Raw genomic sequence first — 18,662 nt, forward strand, 5'->3', positions numbered from 1 at the left:
TCCAGGGGAGGGTAAGCAAGAGGCTCCGCAGGTTGCCTGTCCCAGGTCATCCGGGCTTGCGCCTAAAGGGCGCGCTTCCCGGGATGACGAGAGCGTCGCTACTTCGCCGGCGGCCTGGGCCACGGCCGCTGCGCGCCGCGCAAGCCCTCAAAAGCCTTGGCCATGCCGAGCACGCCGATATCGTCGAAGCGGCGGCCGACGATCTGCACGCCGATCGGAAAGCCCTTGGCGTTGAAGCCGCCGTTGATGGAGATCGCCGGGTTCTCCGACATATTCCACGGCACGGTATAGGCGATGTGCTCGAACGGCTTCATGGGATCATTGGTGGGCGAGGCCCATTCCGCCGGAAAGTTCACGTTCGGCGCGGTCGGCGAGATCACGTAGTCGAGCTCGCAGAACAACTTTGCTGCGGCGGCGCGGATCGCCATGGTCTGGTTGAAGCCGCGGATGACGTCGACGCCCGAGAGCTTGGCGCCCGACTCGCCCCACTTGAAGATATAGGGCAGCACCTTTGCCTGCTCGGCCGGCGTCAGCTGCGACAGATCATCCCACATCCGCGCGCGCCAGAAATTATCGAGGCCGTCGAGCATCTCGCGGGTGAGAATGCCGTCGACCTCCGTGACGACCGCGCCGGCGGATTCGAACGCTTTCGCGGCCTTCACCGCGGCCTCGCGCACCGGCTTCTCCAGCGGCAGGCCGCAGCCCGGATCGAGCATCAATCCGATGCGCAGCTTTCGCGGAGACTTCTCCAGTCCCTTCCAGTTCAGCGGTTCGGCCGGCAGGCTCATGCCGTCACGCCGGTCGGGCTTTGCGATCGCGCTCATCATCAGCGCGCAATCATCGACCGTGCGGGTCATGGGGCCTGCGACGCGGCCGACATAGGTGGGATCGATCGGCACGCGGCCGAAGCTCGGCTTCAGGCCGACGAGCCCGCACCAGCCGGCGGGCAGGCGAACCGAGCCGCCGATATCGGTGCCGAGATGCAAGGGACCATAGCCGGCCGCTGCGGCGGCGCCTGCGCCCGCGCTGGAGCCGCCGGGATTCTTGCTGAGGTCCCAAGGGTTACGCGCGAGCGCGTGGAAGCTGGAGAGCCCGGAGGACAGCATGCCGTAATCGGGCATGGTGGTCTTGGCGAAGATGATGCTGCCTGCCTCACGCAGCCGCGCGGCGGGCGGGGCGTCCTTCTCGGCCGGCACCAGCTTGACGCTGGCCGCGCCCAGCGGCACCGGCACGCCCTTGGTCGCGATGTTGTCCTTCACCGTGACGGGCACGCCGTCGAGCGCGCCGGACGGCTCGCCGCCGGTCCAGCGCGCGGTGGAGGCCTTTGCGGCCTCGCGCGCCCCGTCGGGATCGAATGCATAGAGCGCTTTCAGATGCGGCTCCCACGCAGCGACATGCGCGAGCACGTCCTCCAGCACCTCGCTCGGCGAGAACTGTTTTGCGCGATAGCCTGCGATCAGATCGACCGCGGAGAGATCGTGCAGCGAGGTGACCGCCTCTTCGACGCCCTTTCTATGCATTGCCACCCACCGGCATGCGCGTCTCGATGATGCGCGCGAACATGCTGGCGCCGATCGGCAGGATCTTGTCGTCGAGCACGAAGCCGGGATTGTGCACGGGCACCGAGCCGTCATGGCCGACCCAGAAATAGGCGCCGGGGACGGTCTGCAGCATGTCGGCAAAATCCTCGCTGCCCATCTTCGGCTGGGCGCGGGTGATCACGTTGGCGGGATCGACGATCGTGCGCGCGACCTCCTCGACCACCTTGGACTGCTCGACCTGGTTGACCAGGACGCCGAACGTGTCACGGATGTCGGCTTCGATCGTGCACTGATACGCGGCCGCGATGCCGGCGCAGATGGTGCGGATGCGTTCGGCGATCAGGGCGCGGACTTCGTCCGAGAAGGTGCGGATGGTGCCGCAGAGATAGGCTTCGCCGGGGATGACGTTGTAGGCGGAACCCGCGTGGATCTGGGTGATCGAGATGACCGCGGCCTGCAGCGGCTCGACGTTGCGGCTGACGATGGTCTGGATCGCCTGCGCCAGCGTGGTCGCGATGATCACCGCATCCTTGGAGCGCTCGGGCATCGCACCATGTGCGCCATAGCCGGTGATGCGGAGATCGAAGAAGTCGGCGCTGGCCATGGCAGGGCCGGGCAGGATCGCGATCTCGCCATGGTTGAGATCGGGCGCGTTGTGCAGGCCGTAAAGCTCGTCGCAGGGGAACTTCTCGAACAGGCCGTCCTTGATCATCGCGCGGGCGCCGCCGAGGCCTTCCTCGGCCGGCTGGAAGATCAGGTGCACGGTGCCGTCGAAATTCCGGGTCTCGGCGAGATAGCGCGCGGTGCCGAGCAGCATGGTGGTGTGGCCGTCATGGCCGCAGCCGTGGAAGCGGCCGGGGATTTTCGAGCTCCATTTCAGGTTGGTGTTCTCCTCCATCGGCAGCGCGTCCATGTCGGCGCGCAGGCCGATGCGCTTGCCGCCCGTCCCCTTGCCCTTGATGACGCCGATCACGCCGGTGCCGCCGAGCCCGCGATGCACCTCGATGCCCCAGCTCTTCAGCTTGTCGGCCACGATGCCGGAGGTGCGCACTTCCTCGAAGCCGATCTCGGGATGGGCGTGAAGGTCGCGCCTGATGGCGGTGAGTTCGTCGGCATAGCCGTCGATGCGGTCGATCGTGGGCATGTGTCCTGTCCGGTTAGCGTGAGGGAGGATTGAAAGCGGGGCCGTTCGGCTTGATGCGGATGCCCGGCCGCAGGCGCGTCCAGGGCAGGGAAGCGGTGTCGGCCGGCATCGCGCCGGGCGCGGCGCAGATCATCAGCTTCTCGGCGATCGGCTCGAAATCGGCGCGGAAGTGCACGGAGCTCTTGTTGACCAGGATCTTCTGCGCCGTCGGCTCGATGCCGACATAGCGATACATCGCCTGGTCGGCAAGCTGCGCCTTGTGCGACGAAACGACGACGCGGACTTCGCCGATGCGCAGGCAGGCGGAGGGACCCATCTCCATCTCGCGGCCGCCGTAGTAGGGACCGGGCGCGATGAAGCGGCCGTCGGAGAGCTGTTCGACCACGAAGGTCTCGCGATAGGGCTCGTCGCCGGGAATGCCGGACTTGCCGCCCAGCGACAGCGTCACGGTGGCGCCGACGCCGGCCGCGTGCGCGGCTTTTGCCGACTCCGGATCGTAGATCGCGCCGGTTGCGGCACTCGCCTTGTTGCGCACCAGTGCGCGCAGCATGCCCGTCGTGTCGGAATCGCCGCCCGCGCCGGGATTGTCCTGGGTGTCGGCGATGATGATCGGCTTGCTCGCGGCTTTCGAAAGTTCCATGGCATGGCGCACGCCGTCATCGGGCGACCAGATCCTGCCGTCGAAATCGTCCTCGTGGCTTTCAATCAGCTCCACCATCACATCCGCTGCGCGGTCGGCGTCGGCTTGCGTCTTGCCATAGGCGAATACGCTCGGCCCGCAATCGCGGAAGTCGGCGGCCGGGAATCCCGGCGCGAATGACAGCGTCGGCACGGCATCGCTCTCGAGCGCAGCGAGCTTCTCGTAGATGCCCTTGGTCGGCTGATCGTTGGTGCATTGCCAGCTGATCGGGATCAGGAACGGCAATTGCCGGAATGCCTTTGCGAGGCGCTGCTTGGTCTTGAGCAGCAGGGCCAGATGTTGCGCGCAGGCGCGGCCGGTTGCGGCCATGTCGATATGGGGATAGGTGCGGTAGGCGATCAGCGCGTCGGCATGCTCGATCATTTCGGGCGTGACGTTGGCATGCAGGTCGAGGCTCGTGACCAGCGGAACATCCTTGCCGATGACGCGGCGCACGCGCGCCAAAATCTCGCCTTCGCCGTCGTCGAGATGCTCGGTCACCATGGCGCCGTGCAGGTCGAGATAGACCGCATCGATCGGCCCGGCGGCTGCGATGCCGTCAACCATGACCTTCACGATGCGTTCGAAGGCGTCCTTGGTGACATGCGCCGACGGGCTCGCCCCGCAGGCAATGGTTGGGATGAGTTCCCAGCCGTTCGCCTCGGCATTGTCGACGAAACCGGCGAGACCGACATTGATGCGGCGCATCACCTTCAAGACGTCGGCACCTTCAGTCATCGCCGGCCAGCCGCCGCCGTGCTGGAAGTCGGCAAAGGTCGCCTTGGTCGGGGCGAAGGTATTGGTCTCGTGCAGAAAGCCGCCGACGGCGATACGTGTCATTCAGTTCGGGCCCAATTGAAAGTGCGCGACGTTAGCCTTGGCTCTGAGGAGAGAGCAAGGTGAGAGGCCATCGCGCTATGCATAGGGTCAAGACGTTTTGGGAATGTGTGCCGCGCACACCGTCATTGCGAGCGTAGCGAAGCAATCCAGAGTCTTTCCATGGAGGGATTCTGGATTGCTTCGCTACGCTCGCAATGACGAGGGGGAGAGACTACGCGCTCGCCGCCACGCCCTCTGCCACCGGGCGGAAGTTCGCAAAATCCCAGTTGCGTCCGGGCGCCGCATCCAGCAGCGCCTTGGTGTAGGCCTCCTTCGGATGCGTCAGCACTTCCCCGGCAGGGCCTTGTTCGACGACGCGGCCGTGCTGCATCACCACGACCTCGTCGCAGATTTGCGCGGCGACGCGTAAGTCGTGGGTGATGAACAGGATGGCGATGCCGAGCCGCTTCTGGATCTCGTCGAGCAGTTCCAGCACCTGGGCCTGCACCGAGACGTCGAGCGCAGAGACTGCTTCGTCCGCGACCAGGACGTCGGGATCGAGCGCGAGCGCCCGGGCGATGGCGATGCGCTGGCGCTGGCCGCCGGAGAACTGGTGCGGATAGCGCGACACCGCGTCGGCCGGCAGGCCGACGAGCTCGAGCAGCTCGCGCGCCCGCTTCATCGCATCGGCCTGCGAGACGCCATAGTTGATCGGGCCTTCCGCGATGCTGTCGCCAACGGTCACGCGCGGGTTGAGCGAGCGGTAGGGATCCTGGAACACGATCTGGATCTTCTGCCGGTGCGGCTGCAGCAGGCGTCGCGAGATGTCGGCGATCTCGCGGCCGGCGAGGCGCACGCCGCCGGAGGTCGGGTCGATCAGGCGGACGATGCAGCGCGCCACCGTCGACTTGCCCGAGCCGCTTTCGCCGACGATGCCGAGGGTGCGGCCCTTGCGTAGCGTCAGCGTGACCTTGTCGGCGGCGACGACCTCGCGGCCTTTGCCGAAGAACGCGCGCTCCTTGTAGACCTTGCTGAGCTCGTTGGCCTCCAGCACGACAGGCTCGCGGCTCTCCTCGCGCGGTTGTCGCGGCACCAGGCTCGGCACCGAGGCGAGCAGGTTGCGGGTGTATTCCATGGTCGGGTTGCGCAGCACGGTCTCGAGCGGACCGGTCTCGACCAGGCGGCCCTGCCGCATCACTGCGACGCGGTCGGCAATCTCGGCGACCACGCCCATGTCGTGGGTGATGAACAGCACGGCGGTACCGTGATCGCGTTGGAGGTCGCGGATCAACGTGAGGATCTGCTTCTGCGTGGTGACGTCGAGCGCAGTGGTCGGCTCGTCCGCAATGAGCAGTTTCGGCTCCAGCACCAGCGCCATCGCGATCATGATGCGCTGGCGCTGGCCGCCGGAGAGGCGGTGCGGATAGGACGCGAAGATGCGCTCGACCTGGGGCAGGCGCACCTGCTCCATCATGTCGAGAATGCGCTTCCTGCGCGCTTTCGCGTCCAGATCGGTATGGGCGCGCAGCACCTCGTCGATCTGCCGGCCGACCGGGACCACCGGATTGAGCGCGGTCATCGGCTCCTGGAAGATCATCGCCATTTGCGTCGCGCGCAGCTGGCGCAGGCGGCGGTCGGTCGCGGTGAGCAGCTCCTCGCCGACCAGCTTGACGCTGCCGCCGGTGGGAATCAGCGTGCCCTTCGGCAGCAGGCCCATCGTGGTGAGCGAGGTCACCGACTTGCCCGAGCCGCTTTCGCCGACGAGGCACAGCGTCTCGCGCTCGCGCACCTGGATCGAGATGCCGTCGATGATCTTCGGCCCGCCCGGCTTCTTGCCGACGGAGACGACTAGGTTGTTGATGTCGAGGATGGTGTTGGTCATGAGGTCACTCCGTCGTCATTGCGAGGAGCCCGCGACAAAATTGCAAAGCAATTTTGCGCTGGCGACGAAGCAATCCAGAATCTTTCCGCAGAGGCAGACTGGATTGCTTCGCTTCGCTCGCAATGACGGAACAAAGGGATAAGCCGGCGAAACAAATCACTTCCCCTCCCGCTGCTTCATGCGCGGATCGAGGGCGTCGCGGGCGGCATCGCCGATCAGGTTGATGCTGAGGATGGCAATCGAGAGCAAAAGGCCCGGCCAGAAGATCAGCGACGGCTTGATCTGGAAGTACTGACGGCCCTCGGCCATGATGTTGCCCCAGGTCGGCGTCTCCGGCGATATGCCGGCGCCGAGGAAGGAGAGGATCGCCTCGGTCAGGATCGCGGAGGCGCAGATATAGGTGCCCTGGACGATCAGCGGCGCGATCGTGTTCGGCATCAGATGCCGCCACATGATCTTCGGCAAGCTGGAGCCGACCGAGATCGCGGCTTCGACGTAAGGCTCCTCGCGCGCCGACAGCACGACGGAGCGGACCAGGCGCGCCACGCGCGGGATCTCCGGAATGGTGATCGCGATCAGCACGGTCCAGAGGCTGGCGCCGGACAGCGACACGACGGCGATCGCGAGCAGGATGCTCGGCATCGCCATCAGGCCGTCCATGACGCGCATCAGGACGGAATCGACCAGCTTGAAGAAGCCGGAGACGAGGCCGATCGCGAGCCCGATGGCGATCGACAGGATCGCCGAGCCGATGCCGATCAGAAGCGAGATGCGGCCGCCATAGATCACGCGCGACAACAGGTCGCGGCCGTAGGCGTCGGTGCCGAGCAGGAATTGTGCGGAGGTGGGCTTGAGCCGCTGCGACGGCGCGAGCTGGATCGGATCATGCGGCGCGATCAGCGGCGCGAGGATCGAGACCAGCACGATCAACGCGAGCAGGACCGTCGCCGTGGCGATGATGGGCGTCGAGGTGAGGAATCCGAAGCGCGGCCGCAGCGGCGACGTGATCGGAATGGACGACTGGGGAAGGGTATCGACCGACATTTGTGTTCTTATCCTTGCCTCAGTACCGGATCCGGGGATCGAGCAGGGTGTAGGCGACGTCGATGAGGAGATTGACGACGACATAGATCAGCGACGTCAGCAGGATCATCGCCTGGATCACCGGGTAGTCGCGCGCCAGCACCGCATCCACGGTGAGGCGGCCGATGCCGGGGATGTTGAACACGCTCTCGGTGACGACGACGCCGGAGATCAGCAGTGCAAAGCCGGTGCCGATCACGGTGATCACGGGTACCGCGGCATTGCGCAGCGCATGGCGCATCATCACCGCAATCTCGTTGATGCCCTTCGCACGCGCCGTTCGCACGTAATCTTCGCCGAGCACGTCGAGCATCGCCGCGCGCGTCATGCGCGCGATCAACGCGATGTAGATGAAGGACAATGCGCAGGTCGGCAGGATCATGCGCTCGAAGAACGGCCCGAAACCGTTAAAGATGCTGCGGAAGCCCTGCACCGGCACCCAGCGCAGGTCGATCGCGAAGATCTGGATCAGGACATAGCCGACCACGAACACCGGCACCGAGAAGCCGAGCACGGACAGGCCCATCACGAAACGATCGATCCAGGTGCCGTGCTTCCAGGCCGCGATCACCCCCAAGGGAACGGCGACGATCACGGCGAGGATGATGGTGCACAGCGCGATCGAGATCGACGGCTCGACGCGCTGGCCGATCATCTTCATCACCGGCAGGTTGGAGATCAGCGAGGTCCCGAGGTCGCCGTGCAGCAGCTTGTTCACCCAGGTGATGAACTGCACGATCAGCGGCTCGTTCAGGCCGAGCGAGGTGCGGATACGCTCGAGCCGTTCCGGCGTCGCGTTGTCGCCGGCGAGAATCGCGGCGGGATCACCGGGCGTCAGCCGCAGCAGCAGGAACACGAACAGCGCGACCACGCCCATCACGGGCACCGCGGCCAGAACGCGGCGAATAAGATAACCCAGCATGCACCTATCTCCGGCTGCGGAACTTGGGGGGCCTCGAGGCGCCCGTGAACTCTGTCGTGTCTATCATGCCTGTCACTTGGACTGGAAAGGCCGCCCGGAGACGCCGCCCTCTCGGGGCAAATTGTGTGCCAAGGGCTGCGCTGTCGCAAGAGGCCGGCATGTCCCCGGCATCGACCACTCAGGATGCATGTCGCAGTTCACGCTCAACCCCAAGTGAAGACGTGGTCGTCGGCGCATTGAGCCCGCGCCAGCCGTCGATGGTCTGGGCAATCATCTGCGCCGTCGCCGCCGACAGGGTCCAGCCGAGATGGCCGTGGCCGGTGTTGAAGAACACGCCCGGTATCCGCCCTGCGCGCACCACCGGCATCATGTTCGGCATCATCGGGCGCAGCCCGGCCCAAGGCACGACGCGCGACGTTTCGACGGCGGGGAAGTTGCTGCGCACCCAGTCGATCAGCGGCTGCACGCGGTCGGCACGGATATCGCGATTGAAATCGTTGAACTCGGCGGTGCCAGCGACGCGAAAGCGATCGGCCCCGAGCCGGCTGGTGACGATCTTGGCGGCCTCGTCGAGCAGGCTCACGGTCGGGGTGGCATTGCGGCTCTCGGCGGTGTCGAGCTGCACGGTGATCGAGTAGCCCTTCACCGGATAGACGTTGACGCGCTCGTCGAGCAGGGCGGCGAAGTGACGGTTAGCAACGCCGGCGCAGACCACGACACCGTCCGCCTTCAGCATGCCGCGCGCGGGGGCGACCGCATCGTCCGCGGCAAGGTCGGCCCAGCCGAGCACGAAGCCGCTGCCGGCACGCGCGATCGAATCGATGCTCGCTTCGTGGATGAAGGTTGCGCCACGCCGCTTACAGGCGTCCGCCAGGCCGCGGGTGAACTTGTGGATATCGCCGGTCGCATCCGATGGCGTGTAGAAGCCGCCATAATAGTCCTTGCGCAGTGTCGGCTCGATCGCGCGGATTTCCTCCGGCGTCACCGGGCGGCGGTCGAGGCCACCTTCCTGCAGCAGCGCGTTGACGCGCAGACCGGATTCAAAGCCGTCCTTGTCACGATAGATGTGGAGGATGCCGCGGCGCTCGAGATCGAAGTCGATGCCCTCGCGCGCCGCGATGTCGAACAGATGTCTGCGCGCTTCGATCGCGAGCCGCGTGGTCTCGATCGTGTTGGCCCGGTAGTTGCCGATGTCGGCGACGAACTCGCTCATCCAGGAGTATTTGTGCCAGTTCGGCCGCGGATTCATCAGCAGCGGCGCGTCGCGCCGGAACATCCAGCGCAGGCCTTTCAGGATCGTCGCGGTGCTGTTCCAGACTTCGGCGTTCGATGCGGAGAGCTGTCCGCCATTGGCGAAGGACGTCTCCATCGCAGCGTAGCGGTGCTTGTCGAGCACCGTCACCTCAAAGCCGCGTTCGAGCAGGGCATAGGCAGTCGTCACGCCGGTGATGCCGGCGCCGATGATGGCGATATGGGTCATGACTAGTTCGGGGCTCCCGCGTTTAGAGTCGGCTGACCGCCGGCCAAGGCCGTTGGCGGCGCCCCATCTGTCACGGGTACCTGAGAGCTTGATCCGCTGCGGATCTCGCAACGGACTATCCCCTTCGGTGGACGTCACGATTGCCTGCAATCGCGCCGCCTCTCTCCAGATCGTCCTGACGATACAGTCCTTTTGCCTGAGAGTTTCCGGGGCGGTTGCTCCGTCGGCGCCGCAACGAAAGCTGAAAGCCTTCGTTGCGATCTCTCCCGCATCGTCGCGTGGACGGCCGAGCAGTACGATACGCCTCATTTTTGGACAAGGCTAAATTTAGACCGCGACTGCCAACGCATTGTGCAGTGCGAAGTTGATTCAATTGCGTGTTGTTTCGGGCCGTCGTCCCGGGGCGATGCGAAGCATCGAACTCTGGTGCGCACTTGCGCACCTGAGGACCTCGAGATTCCCCGGTGCGCAATTGCGCACTCGAGGTCTGGTCCTTCAGGACCATCCCGGAATGACGGCTGCGCCGTCACTCCAGCGTCGCTAGCAATCCCGCCATCAAGCGCCCACGCTCGACCAGGCTGTCGATTTCGATGAACTCCTCCAGCGTGTGGGCATTGCCGCCGCGCACGCCCAAGCCGTCGAGCGTCGGGATCCCCATCGCTCCGGTGAAGTTGCCATCGGAGCCGCCGCCGGAGCTCGCATGGGGTAATTCCGCGCCGAGAGATTTGGCGATGCCGCGCGCCTTTTCGTACAGCGCCATCGTGCCCGCGTTCGGCTCCCATACCGGCCGCGTCACGCCGCGCGTGACCTTGAAGCTGACGTCGTTGTTAGTGGCCGAGAGCGCAAGCATCCGCTCGACGCCGCGGTCGAGATCGGCCTGGCGCTTGGCCATGGAGAGCGCTTCGCCTGTCGCGGTCGTTGCAACGCAATTGACCCATTGGCCGCCATGGACGACGCCGACCGAGAAGGTGCAATCCTCCGTCGTCATCGCGTCGATCGCGAGAATCTGCCGCGCCATTTCGCGGATTGCCGAACGTCCCGCCGACAGCGTCGCGCCGGCGTGGCTTGGCCGGCCCGTCGCCTCGAGATTGAACCGCGCGATGGCGTAGCGTCCGGTGGTGACGCCGTTGTCGGCGCGGCCGGGCTCCGGCACCAGCACGTATTTGTTGCGTGCGGCTTCCGCCTCGATGATGTCGCGCGTCGAGGGCGTGCCGACTTCCTCATCAGGCGTGAACAGCACGGTGATCGGCAGCGGCGTCGTGAACGAGGCGCGCGCCAGCTGCCGGATCGCTTCCAGCGAGAGATAGTTGCCGCCCTTCATGTCGTAGATGCCGGGGCCGTAGCACTTGTTGCCCTCGCGCCGCCATTTCAGCTTCTCGATCGTGCCGACCGGGTGGACGGTATCCATGTGCCCGGCGATCAGGATACCCGGCTCGCCCTGCTTCGGATGGGGAAAGCGCGCGCGGATGACGCCGCCAAAGCCTTGGCGGCCGGCGATGCGCTCGATCGTCGCACCCATGATCGCCATATCCCGCGCTGCGATATCGAGCATCCGGTCCACGGCATCGACGTCCCAGGTTGGGCTCTCGCATTCGACCCAGCCGCGCAGGCCTTCGAGCATTGCCTCGGAATCAAAGGGAAGATTGGCAGGATTCATCTCAATGTCTCTCAAGCTTGGAAAGATGGAACGGGCATTGCATCGCAGACAGGACAGGCGGAGGGGTTGTAGAGCCAAACCGATCTTTGTGGAGCCCGTGCGTGCGCCGCAAGGGCTTGCAATGAAACCGGATTGACGCGCTTCACACTGTCTGCAAGTCTCGAAAGATGAAGGCATTGCATGAGGTTAGTTCGCCCAACGAACGAACCTCATGCTCAACCAATAATCTGCCTTTGAACAGTTTCACGTCAGGAGAACTTTCTATGTTCCACTTCATGCGCCGGGGGCCTCGCGCGTTCGCCTCCAAACTTGCGCTGTCGGTCGTCGCGCTTTCGACCGCGTTGGCCTCGCCAGTGCTTGCGGCCGGCAAGACCCTCACCGCGGTGCTGCATTCGGACCTGCGCATCATCGATCCGATCTTCACCACGGCCTACATCACGCGTGACCACGGCTACATGGTTTACGACACGCTGGTGGCCACCGATTCGAATTTCAAGGTCCAGCCGCAGATGGCGGACTGGAAGATCTCGGACGACAAGCTCACCTACACCTTCACGCTGCGCGACGGGCTGAAGTGGCATGACGGTGCGCCGGTGACGGCGGAGGACTGCGTCGCTTCGCTGAAGCGCTGGGCTGCGGTCGACGGCATGGGCCAGAAGCTCATGGACTTCACCGCCAGCATCGAGGCGACCGACGCCAAGACCATCACGTTGAAGCTGAAGGAGCCCTACGGCCTCGTGCTCGACTCCATCGGCAAGCCGTCCTCGCGCGTCGCCTTCATGATGCCGAAGCGCCTTGCAGAGACGCCGCCGGACAAGCAGATTCCCGAGCAGATCGGCTCGGGTCCCTTCAAGTTCGTGCAGGGCGAATTCCAGCCCGGCGTGAAGGCGGTCTACGTCAAGAACACCGACTACGTGCCGCGCAAGGAGCCGGCGAGCTGGACTTCCGGCGGCAAGGTGGTGAAGGTCGATCGGGTCGAGTGGATCACCATGCCGGACTCGCAGACCGCGGTAAACGCGCTGCAGTCGGGCGACATCGATTTCATGGAGAATCTGCCGTTTGACATGCTGCCGGTGCTGGAAGCGAACAAGGAGCTCACGATCCAGGTTCTGAATAAGTTCGGCTTTCAGACGCTCGGCCGGATGAACTTCCTTCATCCGCCGTTCGACAACGTGAAGGTGCGTCGTGCTGCCTTGCTGGCCATGAACCAGAAGGACGTGCTCGACGCGCTGGTCGGCAACGCGAAGTACCAGAAGGTCTGCGGCGCGTTCTTCATTTGCGACACGCCGCTCGCGACAGATGCGGGATCCGAGACCCTGGTCAAGGGGAACGGCATGGCGGAAGCCAAGAAGGCACTCGCCGAGTCCGGTTATGACGGCACGCCGATCGTGATCATGGCCCCTGGCGATGTCACGACGCTGAAGGCGCAGCCGATCGTTGCGGCACAGCTGCTCCGCGAGGCGGGTTTCAAGGTCGACCTTCAGGCGACCGACTGGCAGACGGTCGTGAGCCGCCGCGCCAGCCAGAAGCCGCCGAAGGAAGGCGGCTGGAACATGTTCTTCACCAACTGGGTTGCGGCCGACGTGTCCAACCCGATCGCCAATCTCTCGATCGGCGGCCAGGGCAAGAAGGGCTGGTTCGGCTGGGCGGAGGACGCCAAGATCGAGCAGCTCAAGGACGCTTTCGTCCGCGCGTCCTCGATCGACGAGCAGAAGAAGATCGCCGCTGACATCCAGAAGCAAGCCTATGAGCAGGTGATCTACATTCCGCTGGGGCAGTATCTGATCCCGAGCGGCTGGCGGAAATCGCTGGCCGGCGTGCTCGACGGTCCCGCGACGCCGGTGTTCTGGAACATCGACAAGAACGAGTAGGCGGGGCGCGCCTGCTTCTAGCAAGGCAAACGGCGCCGCAGGTCTCCCGCGGCGCCGTTCTTGTATAGCGATCGCTGCTCGATCTGTGTCAGCAGTGGCTGTCGCGCACCTGCTCGAGTCCTTCGCTGGCGAATGGCAGGCTCGTCTCCGATCGCTCTCCGGACGACTGTTGCTGCGGCGTGGGTCGATCGGTTCCCAACGCTGGCTGATCCGGTCTGCTCTCTTGTTCCATTTCGCCATCCTCTCGATTGCTGCAGTACAACATCGAGAGGAGCGGGAAGTTCCTAGCCAACGGGACGATGATGCGGCCTGAACAGCCGCCCTTTCTCCACCACCAGCACGATCGCGAGCGCTGCGAGCGTCGACAGGAAGAAGCCGACCGAGAACGGCAGCAGCGTGCCGTCGAAGCTCTGGCCGATCGCCATGCCGACCACGATCCCGATCAGCGTCGTGATCGAGCCATAGAGCGAGGAGGCGGTGCCGGCGATGTGGCCCTGCGGCTCCATCGCGAGCGCGGTGAAGTTGGCGACCATCATGCCGAACGAGAACATCATCAGGGCGGAGAGCACCATGAACAAGGACAGCGGCAGCACGCCGAGGATTTCGGTCAGCAGCATCACGCCGGCCACCACGGTGTAGAGTGTCAGCGCCCCGTGCGAGATCACGCGCATGCCGAGCCGTCCGACCAGCCTCGCATTGAGGAAGCCGGCGATCGCGGTGCCGGCCGCGATCGCCGCGAAGGCGAGCGGGAAGTAATGGCCGAGGTGATAGATGCCGGTGAAGACCTGCTGGGCGCAGAAGACGTAGGCGAACAGCGCGCCGATGACACTGCCGGCGGCGGTGGCATAGCCGATGGTTTGGCGATGGGTCACGGTCTGCCGGAACGCCGAGAGCACGTCGGCGGGCGCCAGCGACCGGCGCTCGGATTCGGGGAGGGTTTCAGGCAGCCGCAGCACGCACCATGCGAGCGCGAGTAGGCCGTAGAGCATCAGCACCACGAAGATGCCGCGCCATGCCGTCACCAGCAGCACCGCCTGTCCGAACGAAGGTGCGATCACGGGCACGGCGATGAACACCATCATGGCAAGCGACATCACGCTCGCCATGCGGCGGCCGACATAGCAGTCGCGCACGATCGAGGTCGCGATCACGCGCGTCGCCGAGGTGCCGAGCCCCTGGAGCGCACGCGCCAGCAGCAGCGTCTCGAACGAGGGAGCTGCGACCGCCAGCACGCTCGCGACCGCATAGACCGCCATGCCGCCGAGCAGCACCGGCCGGCGGCCGAAGCGGTCCGACAGGGGGCCCATGACGAACTGGCCGACGCCGAAGCCGATCAGGAAGGTCGACAGCACCAGCTGGAGATGGTTCGCGACAGGAATCTTGAAGGCGGTGCCGATGTTGGGCAGCGCCGGCAACATCATGTCCATCGCGAGCGGATTGAGCGCCATGATGGACGCGATCACGATGACGAATTCTGGAAAACCCATCGGTCGGTGTCCCGAGGACACCCAATCGTCGGCATTGACGTCAGACAAGAAATTCACCCCTGAAATCGAGCGACTTTATCTAGCGTCGATGCTGCGTTGCACAACCCATGTTTCGGGATGGCTGGCAGGCGGAGCAGGGGCGGACAAAAATTGGTGAGGGACCCGCCCGGCGCGGGCGATGGCGGGGTAACCGGTTCCCGAGTCGGGAGGTGCAGGCCCGTAACCAGGGATTCACCATGAGATCGGGCCCAGTACGCCTGGGATATGAATCCGCAACTCATCCTGTCCATTGTGGCCGGACGGTTCGCTTCGGCACCGAGAGAAAACCAAGCCAAATAGGTATCCGCCCGTGTCCGACATGTCCGGTGCTGCACGATGGTTGGAGCCCGCCGCCGAGACGGCTGCGCGGCGGAATATCTGGCTTGCCTTTCTGATTGCGCTGACGGCGCTGCTGGTGCTCGGCAATCTCGCCAACGACGCCACGCTCGACGTGAAATATGGCTGGGACGTTCGCGTCAATTGCGCGGCGGTCGATGCGCATGCCGAAGGGCGCGATCCCTATTTCGTCAAGAACCTTAAGGGCACCAAGCTCTCGTATCCCTATCTGCCGGTGACGCTGGACGTCTTCCGTCCCTTCTGCGCCGGCGGCCTCCTGGTCGGCCATTACAGAGGCGTCTATCTCGTCCTCGCCGTGCTCTGCGGGCTGCTCTTGCCCGGCTTTCGCCGAACGCGCCCGAGCGCGCGCGATGCTGCGCTCCGGGTGCTCTGCGCGCTCGGTGCGTTCGTCGGTTTCGAATGGGTGGAGGCGTCGGGGAATTTTGCGATCCTGAGCGGCGTGCTGACCGCGATCGCGCTGAGGCTCTTGCTTCGTCCGCTTCGATCGGAAGCGCCTGGTGATCAGGGCTTCTCGTGGCGCCTCGCCGGCGCTGCGCTGTTCGGCCTCGTCACCTCGTTCAAGCTGGTGTTCTTTCCGGTGCTGGCGGCGCTGTATTTCCTGCCGCTGCCGCGCGGCCGCAAGCTGGCCTTGATCGCGGTGGCGACCTTCAGCTTTGTCGTGCCGATCCTGATATCGAAGCTGCTGTATCCCGATCTGTTCGCAAGCTGGCAGCTTGCGATGGCGGGGCAGATCCCCGGCCAGCACTATGTCGATCTCCTGGAGACAAATCCATCGCTGCTGCTGCTGGCGCATGACCTCATGGATCATGCCGGGCTCGGTGACGGCAAGCCGGCGCTGTTCGCGACCTATGCGCTCACAGCGCTCGCGCTCGTGCTCGTGCCGTTCGCCCTGTCCGTCCTGCGCACGGTCGGCAGCCGGCCCGCGGGAAGAGGCGGATCGCTTCTGATGCGACTGGACCGCTGGCTGATGGATCACCCCCGCACGGCCATGCGCGTCACGGTGCTTGCCATGTTCGCGCTCTATCTCAGCTCGCCGCGTCTCAAGGAATATGCCTTCTTCGAGCTCGCGCTCTATGCCGCCATCCTCATCGTCGATCTTCCGGCCATGGCGCTCGCCGCCATTCTCACCTTCGGCCTCGCCCTTCCGACGCTGATCTCGCTCCTGGGGGGAGCATTGGAGGGCAGCTTCATCCTCCTCGTCATCGCGCTGATCTGCTTCTGGATCGTGCTGCTCGATTTTCGCGCTGAGCCCAAGCGGCTCGAGCAGGGATGATTCATGCGGCGGCCCAACGTCAGTGCGAAGGCGAGAACGAACTCTGCAGCCCGTCGATAGAGGCCGTCACGCCTGCGCACTCCAAGTGAATGCGTTTTCCCGCGCTGGGAAAAGCGATTTGGTGCGGGCAGCCGGGGTCGAACCGGCACAGCGCTTTCGCACCGAGGGATTTTAAGTCCCTTGCGTCTACCAATTCCGCCATGCCCGCTTGATCCAACGAGATCAAATACTTAAGTCCATCCGTCTGGAATTGGCGCGTTGCTTGGCCGGAGGGACGGTTCTTCCTTAAGCGAGCCGGGCGCACAAGGCAAAGCCTCAATCCGGACATCTGTTGTTGCTTTAGGCATTCTCAATCCACGGGGGCTATTCATCCGGCATGGCTGCTTCGTCTTCCTCTCCGCTGCGCGGCTTCGGCGCGCTCCTCGCGCTGCTCGCGGCTGGCGTCGCGCTGTCCGGCTGCGCCGGCATGAGCGAGACGATCGCACCGGCCTTTGCCGATCCCGCCAAATACGAATTGTACGACTGCAAGCAGCTGGAGAGTGAGCGCAAGGCGCTGGCCAAGCGCACCGACGATCTGCGGGCGCTGATGGAGAAGGCCGAGACCGGGGCGGGCGGCGCGGTCGTGTCCGAGCTTGCTTATCGCAACGACTATGTCGCGGTGCGCGGGCAGGCGCAATTGGCCGAGGACGCCTGGCGCCGCAACAGATGTCGGGAGACGCCGCCTGAGGCGCCGCCGCCTCCGGCATCGCCCGCGGCCAAATCCGCGTCAAAATCCGGGAAAGCGTCCCGCTGAGGCATCCTGCCGGCGGCGCTTCGCATCAAGGCCGCCAGCCGTAGATCCAGTCCTGCCGCGCCAACATGCGCTCCGGGCCGAGCGCACGGATCGCAAGATCGCGTGCAAACGCGAGCGGCCCACTGAAGTGATAGATGCGGCCCTGCTGCCGCGCGGTCCGCTGCACCCGCCGTACCCGCGCCTGGCGTGCGCGGCCGTATTGCGTCAGCGCGGTGGCAATGTCTTTGCTGCTCTCGGCGGCCTCAGGGCTCAAATGGCGGGCGAGCACAGCGGCATCCTCGATCGCCATGCCGGCGCCCTGGGCTGCAAACGGCAGCATCGCATGCACGGCATCGCCGAGCAGCGCCACCGGACCTTTGCTCCAGGGGCAGCCGTCGGGCACGCCGAACAGCGCCCATTTCCGCCAGCTGTCGACCGTGGCGAGCATCATTCGCGCCGCCGGCGGCCAGCGCGGGGCGGCAAAGGCCTCCATGACCTCAAGGGGATCGCCGGGCGTGCTCCAGCCCGGCCGGTTCCATGTGCCCGGCAGCACCGCGACGACGTTGATCTGGCGTCCGCCCGCGATCGGATAGGCGACCAGGTGGGCGTTCGGCCCCATCCAGAGCTGCACCCGGCGCGCGGTATAGTCCTTCGGCAGTTGCGTGGCATCGAGCGTGCCGCGCCAGGCGATCAGCCCGGAGAAGCGCGGCTGCACCTCGGGAAACAGGTGCCGACGTACTGTCGACCAGATGCCGTCGGCGCCGATTAGGGCGCTGGCGAGATCGCTGCGGCGGATCGTGCCGCTGCGATGGACCACCGTCAGTCCCTTGGCGTGGGGCGCGACGTCCTCGAAGGTTGCACCCAACTTCAGGTCGATATCGGGATGATCGGCAACAGCGCCGGCGAGTGCCGATTGCAGGTCGGCACGGTGCACCACCCAATAGGGGGCGCCGGCCCGCGCGGAAGCGGCTTCGCCGAGCGGCATGCGCAGCAGCTCGCCGCCGGCCCGCGCGCTCATGATCGAGACCGCCTCGGGGACGACGGCGCGCAGCTTGAGGCGTTCGGTCAGGCCGAGCCCGACCAGCACGCGGCTGGCATTGGGGGAGAGTTGCAGGCCGGCGCCGACTTCCTCGAGGCGCTCGGCCTTTTCCAGCACGACGATGCGGAAGCCGCGGGCCGCGAGCGCAAGCGCGGCCGTCAGGCCACCTATGCCGGCACCGGCGATGACAATCGTTCGGGAGAGCGCCACCCCTGACCGAAGGAAGCGGTCAGGCCACCTTGTCCTTCAGCACGCATTCCGGCGGGCGGGCTTCGCCCGCCTTCAGGTCGGCCGCGAAGCGGTACAGCGTCGAGCAATAGGGGCAGATGATCTCGTTGTCGTTGCCGAGGTCGAGGAAGACGTGCGGATGATCGAACGGCGGATTGGCGCCCACGCACATGAACTCTTGCGAGCCGATCTCGATGACGGGGACACCGGCATCGTTATGGAAGTGCGGGACGACATGGTCGGACATCGTAGTTCATCCTGGAGTGGCAATGGCGGCAGACACAATCAACAACTGACGCGGCATCTTTAAGGCGCGGCGGACCATAAAGGCGGGTGCAGATGATTGCTAGTCCAGCGGAACCGAAAGGTTCGCAATTGCCCCATGCTCA

Annotated in this window: 14 protein-coding genes, 1 tRNA gene and 2 riboswitches; of the genes, 3 read left to right on the top strand and 12 right to left on the bottom strand. The window is 65.2% G+C overall.

Annotated features, from left to right (window positions below; translation table 11 throughout):
- Positions 1-98 precede the first annotated feature (98 nt).
- The 8 genes from ACVIIV_RS20700 to ACVIIV_RS20735 all read right to left on the bottom strand — a co-directional run bounded on the left by ACVIIV_RS20700 (position 99) and on the right by ACVIIV_RS20735 (position 11,207).
- On the bottom strand, positions 99-1,520 hold the full coding sequence (locus tag ACVIIV_RS20700; RefSeq protein WP_456745814.1) for an amidase: 1,422 nt from the start codon (positions 1,518-1,520) through the stop codon (positions 99-101).
- Positions 1,513-2,685, bottom strand: coding sequence for a M20 aminoacylase family protein (locus ACVIIV_RS20705; RefSeq protein WP_456745815.1), 1,173 nt, complete (start codon positions 2,683-2,685; stop codon positions 1,513-1,515). Before ACVIIV_RS20705 ends, ACVIIV_RS20700 begins: the two co-directional genes overlap by 8 nt.
- Before the next feature lie 13 nt (positions 2,686-2,698).
- The gene (locus ACVIIV_RS20710; protein ID WP_456745816.1) at positions 2,699-4,204 is read right to left on the bottom strand and encodes a M81 family metallopeptidase; all 1,506 of its coding nucleotides are present in this window, start codon (positions 4,202-4,204) and stop codon (positions 2,699-2,701) included.
- Positions 4,205-4,415: 211 nt separating this feature from the next.
- A complete protein-coding gene (locus tag ACVIIV_RS20715; protein ID WP_456745817.1) occupies positions 4,416-6,065 on the bottom strand; it encodes an ABC transporter ATP-binding protein in 1,650 nt (549 codons plus the stop codon).
- A 156-nt stretch (positions 6,066-6,221) separates the two neighbouring features.
- Positions 6,222-7,109 carry an ABC transporter permease gene (locus tag ACVIIV_RS20720; protein ID WP_456745818.1) on the bottom strand — a complete coding sequence of 296 codons (888 nt, stop codon included), beginning with the start codon at positions 7,107-7,109 and terminating at the stop codon, positions 6,222-6,224.
- Between the two features lie 19 nt (positions 7,110-7,128).
- Positions 7,129-8,070, bottom strand: coding sequence for an ABC transporter permease (locus ACVIIV_RS20725; protein ID WP_456745819.1), 942 nt, complete (start codon positions 8,068-8,070; stop codon positions 7,129-7,131).
- Positions 8,071-8,248: 178 nt separating this feature from the next.
- Positions 8,249-9,550, bottom strand: coding sequence for a D-amino acid dehydrogenase (locus ACVIIV_RS20730; RefSeq protein WP_456745820.1), 1,302 nt, complete (start codon positions 9,548-9,550; stop codon positions 8,249-8,251).
- A 65-nt stretch (positions 9,551-9,615) separates the two neighbouring features.
- Positions 9,616-9,721: riboswitch (glycine riboswitch) on the bottom strand.
- 3 nt (positions 9,722-9,724) lie between these two features.
- Positions 9,725-9,829, bottom strand: a riboswitch (glycine riboswitch).
- A gap of 247 nt (positions 9,830-10,076) precedes the next feature.
- Complete coding sequence (locus tag ACVIIV_RS20735; protein WP_456745821.1) at positions 10,077-11,207, bottom strand: M20/M25/M40 family metallo-hydrolase; 1,131 nt, start codon at positions 11,205-11,207, stop codon at positions 10,077-10,079.
- A 263-nt stretch (positions 11,208-11,470) separates the two neighbouring features.
- On the opposite strand from ACVIIV_RS20735, the gene ACVIIV_RS20740 reads away from it, so the two are divergent.
- Positions 11,471-13,078 carry an ABC transporter substrate-binding protein gene (locus tag ACVIIV_RS20740; protein WP_456745822.1) on the top strand — a complete coding sequence of 536 codons (1,608 nt, stop codon included), beginning with the start codon at positions 11,471-11,473 and terminating at the stop codon, positions 13,076-13,078.
- A 284-nt stretch (positions 13,079-13,362) separates the two neighbouring features.
- Here ACVIIV_RS20740 and ACVIIV_RS20745 read toward each other — a convergent pair whose 3' ends face one another.
- A complete protein-coding gene (locus tag ACVIIV_RS20745; protein ID WP_456745823.1) occupies positions 13,363-14,613 on the bottom strand; it encodes a multidrug effflux MFS transporter in 1,251 nt (416 codons plus the stop codon).
- 310 nt (positions 14,614-14,923) lie between these two features.
- Here ACVIIV_RS20745 and ACVIIV_RS20750 point away from each other — a divergent pair, with 310 nt between their 5' ends.
- Positions 14,924-16,234, top strand: a complete 1,311-nt coding sequence (locus ACVIIV_RS20750) for a hypothetical protein (RefSeq protein WP_456748786.1) — start codon at positions 14,924-14,926, stop codon at positions 16,232-16,234.
- A 119-nt stretch (positions 16,235-16,353) separates the two neighbouring features.
- On the opposite strand, the gene ACVIIV_RS20755 is transcribed toward ACVIIV_RS20750, so the two are convergent.
- A tRNA-Leu gene (locus tag ACVIIV_RS20755) sits at positions 16,354-16,442 on the bottom strand.
- A gap of 168 nt (positions 16,443-16,610) precedes the next feature.
- Between ACVIIV_RS20755 and ACVIIV_RS20760 the strand changes: the two genes are divergently transcribed.
- Complete coding sequence (locus tag ACVIIV_RS20760) at positions 16,611-17,027, top strand: twin-arginine translocation pathway signal (protein WP_456745824.1); 417 nt, start codon at positions 16,611-16,613, stop codon at positions 17,025-17,027.
- A 25-nt stretch (positions 17,028-17,052) separates the two neighbouring features.
- Here ACVIIV_RS20760 and ACVIIV_RS20765 read toward each other — a convergent pair whose 3' ends face one another.
- Positions 17,053-18,255 carry an FAD-dependent monooxygenase gene (locus ACVIIV_RS20765; RefSeq protein WP_456745825.1) on the bottom strand — a complete coding sequence of 401 codons (1,203 nt, stop codon included), beginning with the start codon at positions 18,253-18,255 and terminating at the stop codon, positions 17,053-17,055.
- Positions 18,256-18,274: 19 nt separating this feature from the next.
- Positions 18,275-18,520: a zinc-finger domain-containing protein gene (locus ACVIIV_RS20770; protein ID WP_007602543.1), complete on the bottom strand. Its 246-nt coding sequence runs from the start codon at positions 18,518-18,520 to the stop codon at positions 18,275-18,277.
- Positions 18,521-18,662: the final 142 nt, after the last annotated feature.

The sequence above is a fragment of the Bradyrhizobium sp. USDA 4354 genome (assembly GCF_054060315.1).